Annotated in this window: 11 protein-coding genes; 7 read left to right on the top strand and 4 right to left on the bottom strand. The window is 70.2% G+C overall.

What is annotated here, in order from left to right:
• The first annotated feature begins 62 nt into the window (after positions 1-62).
• From SNR22_RS24475 to SNR22_RS24445, 7 genes are all read left to right on the top strand, one after another.
• The gene (locus SNR22_RS24475; protein ID WP_320068995.1) at positions 63-1,118 is read left to right on the top strand and encodes a beta-mannanase; all 1,056 of its coding nucleotides are present in this window, start codon (positions 63-65) and stop codon (positions 1,116-1,118) included.
• 222 nt (positions 1,119-1,340) lie between these two features.
• Positions 1,341-3,563, top strand: coding sequence for a hypothetical protein (locus SNR22_RS24470; protein WP_320068994.1), 2,223 nt, complete (start codon positions 1,341-1,343; stop codon positions 3,561-3,563).
• A 115-nt stretch (positions 3,564-3,678) separates the two neighbouring features.
• On the top strand, positions 3,679-3,825 hold the full coding sequence (locus SNR22_RS24465; protein WP_320068993.1) for a hypothetical protein: 147 nt from the start codon (positions 3,679-3,681) through the stop codon (positions 3,823-3,825).
• Positions 3,822-4,592: a hypothetical protein gene (locus SNR22_RS24460; RefSeq protein ID WP_320068992.1), complete on the top strand. Its 771-nt coding sequence runs from the start codon at positions 3,822-3,824 to the stop codon at positions 4,590-4,592. The genes SNR22_RS24465 and SNR22_RS24460 overlap by 4 nt, the downstream gene beginning before the upstream one ends.
• An 80-nt stretch (positions 4,593-4,672) precedes the next feature.
• Positions 4,673-5,404 (top strand): phosphocholine cytidylyltransferase family protein, encoded by a 732-nt coding sequence (locus SNR22_RS24455; protein ID WP_320068991.1) that lies wholly within the window; start codon positions 4,673-4,675, stop codon positions 5,402-5,404.
• Positions 5,392-6,459, top strand: a complete 1,068-nt coding sequence (locus SNR22_RS24450; protein WP_320068990.1) for an iron-containing alcohol dehydrogenase family protein — start codon at positions 5,392-5,394, stop codon at positions 6,457-6,459. Before SNR22_RS24455 ends, SNR22_RS24450 begins: the two co-directional genes overlap by 13 nt.
• Positions 6,434-7,159 (top strand): CDP-alcohol phosphatidyltransferase family protein, encoded by a 726-nt coding sequence (locus SNR22_RS24445; protein WP_320068989.1) that lies wholly within the window; start codon positions 6,434-6,436, stop codon positions 7,157-7,159. The genes SNR22_RS24450 and SNR22_RS24445 overlap by 26 nt, the downstream gene beginning before the upstream one ends.
• Before the next feature lie 365 nt (positions 7,160-7,524).
• Here the strand turns inward: SNR22_RS24445 and rox are convergent, their stop codons facing one another.
• The 4 genes from rox to SNR22_RS24425 all read right to left on the bottom strand — a co-directional run bounded on the left by rox (position 7,525) and on the right by SNR22_RS24425 (position 10,080).
• A complete protein-coding gene (rox, locus tag SNR22_RS24440; protein WP_320069053.1) occupies positions 7,525-8,949 on the bottom strand; it encodes a rifampin monooxygenase in 1,425 nt (474 codons plus the stop codon).
• Between the two features lie 355 nt (positions 8,950-9,304).
• Complete coding sequence (locus tag SNR22_RS24435) at positions 9,305-9,661, bottom strand: recombinase family protein (RefSeq protein WP_320068988.1); 357 nt, start codon at positions 9,659-9,661, stop codon at positions 9,305-9,307.
• Between the two features lie 102 nt (positions 9,662-9,763).
• Positions 9,764-9,955, bottom strand: a complete 192-nt coding sequence (locus SNR22_RS24430) for a DUF397 domain-containing protein (protein WP_320068987.1) — start codon at positions 9,953-9,955, stop codon at positions 9,764-9,766.
• A complete protein-coding gene (locus SNR22_RS24425; protein WP_320068986.1) occupies positions 9,910-10,080 on the bottom strand; it encodes a DNA-binding protein in 171 nt (56 codons plus the stop codon). Before SNR22_RS24425 ends, SNR22_RS24430 begins: the two co-directional genes overlap by 46 nt.
• Between the last annotated feature and the right edge of the window lie 85 nt (positions 10,081-10,165).

The following is a 10,165-nucleotide window of genomic DNA, read 5'->3' as shown; positions in this document are numbered from 1 at the left end:
ACGTCCACCAAACGTCTGCCACCGGTGCGCGGTGGCGTCAGTCCGGGGAAGGTGCGGGAACGATGAAGCGGTTCCACACGGCGGCGGTACTCCTGCTGGGGTCGGCGCTGGCCATCACGGCGTGCTCCGAGCCGGCTCCGAACTTCGTGCCACCCCCGGCCACGTCGAGCGGTGCCGCACCCACGGCCACCCCCACGGCCGCCGCCCGACCCGTGGACGGCCTGCGCACCACGGGGCGGGGCCCGGAGCTGCCCGACAAGGGCGTCTGGCTGGGCGCCTGGGTGAAGCCCGACTGGCAGACCCCGGAGGGCCGGGTCGAGGCGCTGGCCGGGTTCGCGGACCAGACCCGGGGGAAGTTCACCCTGGCGCACATGTTCCACGACTGGGAGGACGACTTCCCGGGCCCCACCGAGCACGCGTTCCAGGCGACCGGGAAGCTCCAGATGATCTCCTGGTCCGGCGCCGACACCCGATCCATCCGCGACGGCGTCTACGACCAGCTCATCCGGCAGCGGGCCGAGAAGATCAAGCAGTTCGGGGTGCCGCTGATGCTGCGCTGGCGGTGGGAGATGGACCGCCCCAACCTCAAGCAGAGCGTGCACTCGGCGGAGGACTACATCGCCGCCTGGAAGCGCATCCGGGGCATCTTCACCGAGGTGGGCGCCACCAACGCCGCCTTCGTCTGGTGCCCGCACGTGCAGGGGTTCGTCGACAGCTCGCGCGACGCCGCCGCGTACTACCCGGGCGACGACCAGGTCGACTGGCTCTGCACCGACGTGTACCCGGGCAAGGAGTTCGACGGCTTCGCCGAGCAGATGGACACCTTCATGGCGTTCGCCGCCCAGCACCCCAGGCCGGTGGTGATCGGCGAGTTCGGGGTGACGTACCCGGGCGCACCCGGCCAGCGCGGCGCCTGGCTGCGCGAGGCCGGCGACTACGTCAAGCGGCACCCGCAGATCAAGGCCGTTGTCTACTTCGCCGCGAAGCAGACCACGAAGCCCGTCTACGACAGCACGTTCGACGACGACCCGGAGGGGCTGACCGCCATCCGGGAGCTGACCGCCGACCCGTGGTTCGCCGCGCCGGCCCCGCCGGTGCCGGCGCACGGCCCGCGGTGAGCACCGCTGCTCTCCGACCGGCCGGCCTGTCCCCACGGCGTCGACCACATGAACGGGAACAACCAGCCACGAAGGGGTAGACTCCGCCCGCCGCATGAGCGATCGTGTCCTCAAGCTTTCCGTCCCCGGTCGTCGCCTCCTGTGACCGGGTTACCACCGAGCGGGTTCACCCGTTCCCAGGAGGCACCTCACACCGTTCTCCGACATTCACCGGAGTTGCCCGTGGTTCGATTCCCCGCGCTCAGCCGCCGACCCTTCGCGGCCCTGACCGCCGTCGCGCTCACCGTCACCGGCGTGCTCCTCGCCAACCCGGCGCCCGCCATCCCCGACCACTCCACGGTGGTGGGCGCGGTCCCGACCGCCTTCACGCCGAACATCGTGGACGGCACCGTCTTCACCATCCACGACGCCGGGACCAAGGTCCTCGTCGGCGGCTCCTTCACCGGCGTGCAGAACCGCGACGCGACCGTGACTATCCCCCGCAAGTTCGTGCTGGCCTTCGACAAGGCCACCGGCAAGGTGGACACGGCCTTCGCCCCGGTGGTCGACAGCGAGGTGCTGGACATCCTCGCCGGTCCCACCGCCGGCACCGTCTACCTCGCCGGCAAGTTCAACACCGTCAACGGGACGAACCGCCGCAAGCTCGCCCTGGTCAACCTGACCGACGGCAGCCTCGTCACCAGCTTCGCCAACCTGGCGTTCGACGGGCTGGTCAACGACGTGGCCAAGGTCGGCGGCCGGCTGCTGGTGGGTGGCACCTTCACCACCGCCGCCACCAAGCCGCGTGCGGGCCTCGTCTCGCTCAACGCCACCACCGGCGCGGTGGACGACTACCTCACCGCCGCGCTGACCGAAAACCACAACTACGACGGGACGGCCGGCACGGCGAGTGCGGGCGTCGGGGCCGAGAAGCTGGCCGTCTCGCCGGACGGCACCCAGCTCGTGGTGATCGGCAACTTCAAGAAGGCCAACGGGGTGCTGCACGACCAGCTGGTCCGGCTCACCCTCGGCACGACCGCGGCGACCGTCTCGGCCTGGAACACCAACCGCTACGAGCCGCGCTGCAACTTCAAGATGTTCGACTCGTACGTGCGGGACATCAGCTTCTCGCCCGACGGCCGGTACTTCGTCATCGCCACCACCGGCAGCCCCTTCGCCGGTACGCTCTGCGACGCGGTCGCCCGCTGGGAGGCCTCCTCCACCGGCACGGCCGTCCAGCCGACCTGGATCAACTACAGCGGCGGCGACACGTTCCTCTCCGTCGGCATCACCGAGCAGGCGGTCTACGTCGGCGGCCACTTCCGCTGGGTGAACAACACCTCCGCCACCAGCTCGGCGTTCCCGGGCGCGGTCGCCCGGCCCAGCATCGCCGCGCTCGACCCGCTCAACGGCCTGCCGCTGGCCTGGAACCCGGGCCGCCACCCGCGCGGTTACGGCGTGGCCGAGCTGCTGGTCACCCCGCAGGGCCTGTGGCTGGGCTCCGACCAGGGGTACATCGGCAACTTCAGGTACCGCCGGGAGCGGATCGCGTTCTTCCCGCTCACCGGCGGCACGGCCCCGCACTCCACCGCCACGACCACCCTGCCGGGCAACGTCTACTTCGCCGGGACCGGCGGCGCCGACACGGTCCGCACCCGGGCGTACGACGGCAGCCGTGGGGTGAGCATCTCCGCCTCGATCGCCAACCCCGACGCCACCGCGTGGTCGTCGGCCAAGGCGGCCTTCTGGGTGGGTGGCACCCTTTTCTACGGGATGAACGGTGCGCTGCGGCGGCGCACCTTCAACGGCACCACGTTCGGCGCGTCGACGCTGGTCGACCCGTACCACGATGCACTGTGGGACACGGTGCTGACCGGCTCCGGGCCGGAGGGCGCGAACCAGACGTACACCGGCAGCACGGTGAACTTCTACGCGGAGATCCCGAACGTGACCGGCATGTTCTACGCCGACGGCCGGCTCTACTACTCACTGAGCGGCCAGAGCGCCCTGTTCTGGCGCTGGTTCACCCCGGACAGCGGCACCGTGGGCGCGGAGAAGTTCACCCTGGCCGGCACGACCGGCTTCGCCGACGCCGGCGGGATGTTCGTCTCCGGCTCCACCCTCTACGTGGTCAACCGCACCACGGGCAACCTCTCGGCGACCCCCTGGGGGGACGGGGCACTGGCGGGTGGCTGGACGGTACGCAGCGGCCCCCTGATCGACACGATCGACTGGCGGAGCGCGGCGGTCTTCGCCGGTCCCACCTACCCCACCCCGCTGCCGACCGAACGGGTTCCGGTCAAGCGGACCGTGGTCAAGAAGCCCACGGCCAAGCAGCCGGCGGTACAGCAACCTGCGGCCAAGCAACCCACGGCCAAGCAGACCGTGACCACGCAACCCACGGTCGAGCAGCCGGCGGCCAAGCAGACCGCAATCAGGCGGACCTTCACCACGTTCGACCGCTGACCCACGCCCGACGGCCCGGTCCCCACGCGGGGGCCGGGCCGTCGGCGTTGACGCCGACGGCGTCCCTGGTCACCAGGCATCGCCCTACCGGGTGTTGGCTCGCTACTGTCGACGGGTGCCCACCGAGCCTCTCCGCTGCGCCCTGAACGCCGACGACGGCCGCACCTTCGTTCAGCGCCGCCCCCCTCAGCGGGTCCATCACCCCGACAGCTGGGACATCGCCGAGGACGCCGTCGCGGCTCTGCGCTCGATCGGTCTGTGAGCGACGACGTCGAGCTCGCGGCGCACCGGTCCGCCGGGCTCATCGCCCCGGCAGTCGACCGGGTCTTCGTTGCCGGCATCCTCGCCGGCCGCGACGGGGGCGGCGCAGAGCTGAGCCAGCGGTACGGCGGGCCGGCGGCCACCGGATTCCTGATCGAGTTCCGCACCCGGCTGGCCGTACCGGGCGGGACGGTGGACCCGGCGGGCTTCGCCGCGGTGACCCGGTACCGCGATCCCGCGTCCTGCCAGCGGGCACTGGACAAGCAGGTCGCCCACGGCATGCTGCACCGCCGCCCCAACGGCTGCTTCTCCGCCACGGAACGTGGTTACGCCTTCCTCACCGAGATCTACCAGGTGCACGCCGAGGTGACCGAGGAGCTGTGGGCCGGGCACGACGGCCGGGTGCTCCGGCTGATCGAGGCGCTCGGCCGGCTGCTCGCGTACGCGCTGGTCGCCGCCGAGGAGGAACCGGGCTCGGCCGGCGACGCGTTCGCCGTGATGGCGCCCCCGTACGAGCCGGACGGCACCCCGCCCGGGGCGCTGCTGCTCAACCGGCTGGGCACGCTGCGCTACCACCGGGCTGACGCGCATGCGGCGGCGTGGACCGCGGCAGGACACACCGCGCTGAGCGTCTCCGAGTTGCCCGCCGGCCCGGAGCGGCTGGCCATCGAGCAGGAGACCGACCGGCGGGCGGCGGGGCCGTACGCGATGCTCACCGCCGACGAACGGCTGGTCGTGCTCGCGGACCTGGCCGCGCTGCCGGGCTGAACCCCGGTTGACGGCGGGTGGGATCGCCACCGGCGCTATCCTCCACCGGTGAACCGGAGTCGTACGAGGGAGAACATCGCATGATCGGAATGGTGCTCGCCGCCGGCGCGGGGCGCAGGCTGCGCCCGTACACCGACACCCTGCCCAAGGCGCTGGTGCCGGTGGACGGTGACACCACCATCCTGGACATCGCGCTGCGCAACCTCGCCGAGGTGGGGCTGAACGAGGTGGTGATCGTCGTCGGGTACGCCGCGGACGCGGTCGTCTCCCGCCAGGCGGAGCTGGAGAAGCGCTACGCCGTCACGATCAACCTCGTGCACAACGACAAGGCCGAGGAGTGGAACAACGCGTACTCGCTCTGGCTGGCCCGGGAGCACTTCGCCCGGGGGGTGCTGCTGGTCAACGGCGACACCGTGCACCCGGTCAGCGTGGAGAAGACCCTGCTGGCCGAGCGCGGCCCCGGCATCCTGCTCGCGGTGGACACCATCAAGGTGCTGGCCGAGGAGGAGATGAAGACCACCTTCGACGCGGCCGGCCAGCTCACCCGGATCACCAAGCTGATGGACCCGGGCGAGGCGTACGGGGAGTACATCGGCGCGACGCTGATCGAGCCGCAGGTGGCCGGCGCGCTCGCCGACGCCCTGGAGGCCACCTGGCGGCGGGACCCGAACCTCTACTACGAGGACGGCTACCAGGAGTTCGCCGACCGGGGCGGGGAGGTGCGGGCGGCGCCGATCGGCGACGTCTCCTGGGTCGAGGTGGACAACCACGCGGACCTGGCCCGGGCGCGGGAGATCGCGTGCCACTACTAGCCCGCATGGTGCTCGCCCCGCTGCACATCGACGTGCGGCGGGGGGCGGTGGCCGACCTGGCCGCGATCCTCGCCGACGGCCGGATCTCCGCCGGCGGCGACGTGGCGGTGGTGGTGGGGCCGGGCCAGGGTGGGCAGATCGCCGAGCTGATCCGGCCGTCGCTGCGTTCGGCGGACGTTTTCACCGTCACCGGCGGCACCCTGGACGCCGCCGACGACCTGGGCGGCAAGCTGCGGGCCCGCTCGTACGACGCCGTGGTCGGCATCGGCGGCGGCAAGACGATAGACGTCGCCAAGTATGCGGCCACCCGGCGCGGGCTACCGATGGTGACGGTGGCGACCAGCCTGGCCAACGACGGCATCGCCTCCCCGGTCGCCTCGCTGATCACCGACGGGATCAAGGGCTCCTACGGGGTGCACATCCCGATCGCGGTCATCGTCGACCTGGACTTCGTGGAGAAGGGCCCGGAGCAGCACAACCGGGCGGGCATCGGCGACGTGGTGAGCAACATCAGCGCGCTGGCCGACTGGGAGTTGGCCCGTAAGGTCCGGGGGGAACCCGTCGACGGCCTGGCCGCCTCGCTGGCCCGGATGGGCGCCGAGGCCGTGCTCGCCCACCCCGGCGACATCACCGACGACGCGTTCGTCACCGTGCTCGCCGAGGCGCTGATCTCCAGCGGCCTGGCGATGGCGGTCTGTGGCACCAGCCGGCCGTCCAGCGGCGGCTGCCACGAGATCATGCACGCGATCGACGCCCTCTTCCCCGGCACCGCCTCGCACGGGGAACTGGCCGGCATCGGGGCGCTCTTCTGCACCTTCCTGCGCGGCGACCAGCGGCGCTTCGCGGAGATCTCGGCCTGCCTGGGAAGACACCACCTGCCCCGACTCCCGGCAGACGTGGGGCTGAGCGACGAGCAGTTCGTCGAGGCGGTGCAGCTCGCGCCGTCGACCCGGCCGGACCGGTACACCATCCTGGAGCACCTGGCGATGTCGCCTTCCGAGACGCGGGAGCGGCTGGCAGACTACGCCGGTGCACTCCACCACCACCTTGGCTGAGCCCGCCCGCCCCTCCGTAGCCGACTTCCACCGGGTCAACCGGGGCGGTGGCCTGTTCAGCGAGTCGATCAGCCAGTGGCTGGGGGCGGTGTTCGCGCTGGTCGCCCAGCGTCTCGGGCTGCGCCCGACCGCGGTGAGCATCGCCAACCTGGTGCTCGGCCTGGCCACCTCCGTAACGGTGGTGGCGCTGGCCGACCGGGTCGCCGCCGGGAGCGTGCCGGCCTGGGTGGTCGGGTTGGCCGCGCTGGTCGGCTGGCAGGTCGCGTACGCCCTGGACTGCGCCGACGGACAGCTCGCCCGGGTGACCGGACAGGGCAGTGCGGCCGGCGCCCGGGTCGACGTGCTCTGCGACGTGGCCGCCCAGATCGCCCTGGTGGCCGCGCTGGCCGCCACCGCCGTGGCGCAGCGCCCAGAGACGCCGTCCTGGCTGGTCGCCGTCTTCGCCGGCACCTGGATGGTCAACCTGGTGACCTCGGTGATGCAGGCCGGCCCGAACGCGGCCAGCATGGTCACCTCGACCTCGCTGCCGATCCGGCTGGTGAAACTGGTCCGCGACTACGGCGCGGTGATCTTCGTGGCGGCGCTGGTGCTGGCGTTCGCCCCGGCCCTGGTGTTCTGGGTGATCGTGGCGTTCACGATCGTCAACGGCGGCTTCCTGCTGGCCAGCATCGCCTTCTCGGCCCGCGCCTCGCTGCGCTGACCAGTGCAACGAAGGACACCCCGTTAACGCTTTGTGTATAGGAATGGCCCCCTCCTAACCGGCGGGGCAGCGCTCTGCAACCCACAGGCCCGGACCCGCCGGCCGTGACCAGAACACGAGCTACGCGGATCCCGCCCCGCAGGCTGAACGGACAAATGGCCCGGACCGATGGTCCGGGCCATTGCGTGTCTGATCTCCTGGCCGCTCAGCGCTCCGGCGGCGGTGGTTGGGGTGTTGGTATTTGAATCTTGGGGACCTGGTTGAGCACTGGACGTTGGTCGCTGCTGAGCGGGACCTGCTCGCGGCGAAGCACCGCGATACGCAGCTCGGGTTCGGGTTGCGGGATGACCACTACTCAGGCGAAATCAGTTGGCGGGCTTGCCGAACCAGCGGGAGAGGTGGTCGTCCAGGTCCTGCTGGTCGTCGCCGATCCAGGCGACGTGGCCGTCGGGGCGTAGCAGGATGCACGGAACATCCAGTACCGCAGTGGGATCCGCGAGGTAATCGACCCGGTCTGACCAGCCGCCGACGGTCAGGCGTTCGGTGCGGTCCAGCAGCAGGCCGCGGCCGCGATGCAGCAGACCGTAGAGGTGGCCCTGTTTCACGTCGATGTCGCGCAGGCGGCGGCCGAGCAGGTCGGGGCCTGCGCCGAAGTCGTAGCGGATGCCGATCGCGGTGATCTTCTCGATCAGATAGCGGTTCACCTCGTCGAAGTCCATCAGTTCGGTGAGCAGCCTGCGCACGGCCTGCGGGCCCGGTTCGGTGGACGACAGTTCCATCTGGGCGCGGGTGTTGTCCAGCACGTCCTCGGCGACCGGATGACGTTCGGCCTGGTAGGTGTCCAGCAGTGTTTCCGGCGCCCAGCCGCGGATCTGTGCGGCCAGTTTCCAGCCGAGGTTGAATGCGTCCTGAACGCCCAGGTTGAGACCCTGTCCGCCGGCTGGCGGATGGATGTGTGCCGCATCGCCGGCCAGCAGCACCCGCCCGACCCGGTAACGTTCGGCTAGCCGGGTGGCATCTCCGAAGCTGGACAACCAGCGCGGGGAGTGCACGCCGAAATCGGTTCCGGCGATGGTGCGCAGCTGTTGTTTGAAATCCTCGAGGGTGGGCGGTTCCGCGCGATCGCTGACTTCCGCGACGGAGACTACGACGCGATAGACCCCTTCGCCGAAGGGCCTGAGACTGAAACTCTTGTCGGTCTCGTTGATTTCGGTCACCTTGACGGCGATCTCCTCCTGCGGCACACCCACTTCCATCTCGCCCATCAGCGTCGCGGTCCGCGAGGGCTCGCCGGGGAAGCCGACGCCGAGCAGTTTGCGCACCGTACTGCGCCCGCCGTCACAGCCGACGAGATAGCGCGAACGCAGCTGTTCCCCGTCGGCCAGCTCGACGGTCACACCCTCGTCGTCCTGCTCGAAACCGGCCACCGCACAACCGCGCCGGACCTGCGCACCCAGTCCGATCGCATGTTCTTCGAGTAGGTGAACGATGACCGGCTGCGGGATGCCCAGCAGATAGGCGTGGGCGGATTCCAAGCCCTTGGGCGCTGGTTTGTCGATGGCGGCGAAGTAGGCGCCGGCCGGACGCTGTCTTCCGTGTTCGAGAATGCGCTCCAGCAGCCCGCGCATTGCCATCAGCTCGATACTGCGAATATGCAGACCGACTATGCGGACGAACGATACGGGCTCGGTTTCCTTCTCCAGGACGAGTACCCGCACATCGTGCAGCCGTAGTTCGGCGGCCAGCATCGCGCCGGTCGGCCCGCAACCGGCAATGATCACGTCGAACATGAGGGGCGCGCGATCGGCGCCGGAGGCCGGCGACGGGAGCCCGGAGACGTCGACCACGGTGGAGTCGCGCTCGACCGTCTCGTTCGACGACGGCTCGGCGGTGAACTGCAGAGAGTGCATACGTGTTGCCTTTCGGGAGTGCCTTGTTGGCGAGGCGCTCCCGGCGACACCTACGTCAATCGCCCGACCGTGACGGAAAGGGGGAGCACCCACATCGATACAGCGTTCATGGGGCTCACCTCCTCGGGCGGTGTCACGGTCAGCTACAAGCTACAAGCCCGAGCATCATCTCGTCCAATCCTTTCCCCGCCACGTGATCACGACTCCAAACGGACCCGTACGGTTGCGACTGGCGTCAGCACGCCGTTCCAGGTACCGAGGCCGTGGCGCGCTCAATCGCGCGGTAGACCGTCGAGCGGGCCACGCCGAACAACTCGGCCAACTCAGCGCTGGTGTGCTCGCCCGCCTTATGCAGGGCCACCAGGTGAGCCTCCTGTTTCGCGCTCAGCTTGGGCGCCTTGCCTCGCAGCCGGCCCTTGGCCTTGGCGATCTTCATGCCTTCGCGGGTCCGCAGCAGCCGGGTCAGGTCCGCCTCGAACTCGGCGGTCATCGCCAAAATGGTGAATAGCAGCCTGCCCATCGCGTCGGTCAGCTCCTTGGCGATGTCGTGCGCGTCGGAGACCGAGCGGGCGAGCCGGTCCAGTTTCGTCACATACGGCTGCCGAGCCTCGATAGCTCAGAGACGGAACGTGCCCCCGCTCCGGAGATGGGAGCCGGGGCACCTCACTGCCTCATCCAGTACGAGAGGTAGCGCCTAGTTGCTCTTGAGGGAGTTGATGAAGCTGCACCAGCCCTGGGCGTCGAAGGCCAGCGCGGGGCCGCTCTTGTCCTTGCTGTCCCGGACGGCTACCCCGTTGCGGAGGTCCGCCACCTCGACACACTGGCCGTTGCTCTGGCCGCTCAGCTCTCCGGCGGCGGTGGTTCGTCCGCTCCTCGGGCCTTCCACGGCTGATGTTCGGTGATCCAGGCTTCCACGTCCTCCACCAGCCAGACCGCCCCGCCAGCCAACCGGTCGAAGGGCTCCGGGAAATCGGGTCGGCTGGTGAGCTGGACGACCCGGACGCGCGACACGCCCAAGCGCTCCTGAAGCTCCGCGCTCCCATACAGCATCCTCCGCCAGCCCATTCTCGAAGCATCCTGAGCCGGCCCCCTTACG

Source organism: Micromonospora sp. RTGN7, from assembly GCF_033804645.1.
Taxonomy (GTDB): domain Bacteria; phylum Actinomycetota; class Actinomycetes; order Mycobacteriales; family Micromonosporaceae; genus Micromonospora.
This window is presented reverse-complemented; position numbering and strand designations above follow the sequence as displayed.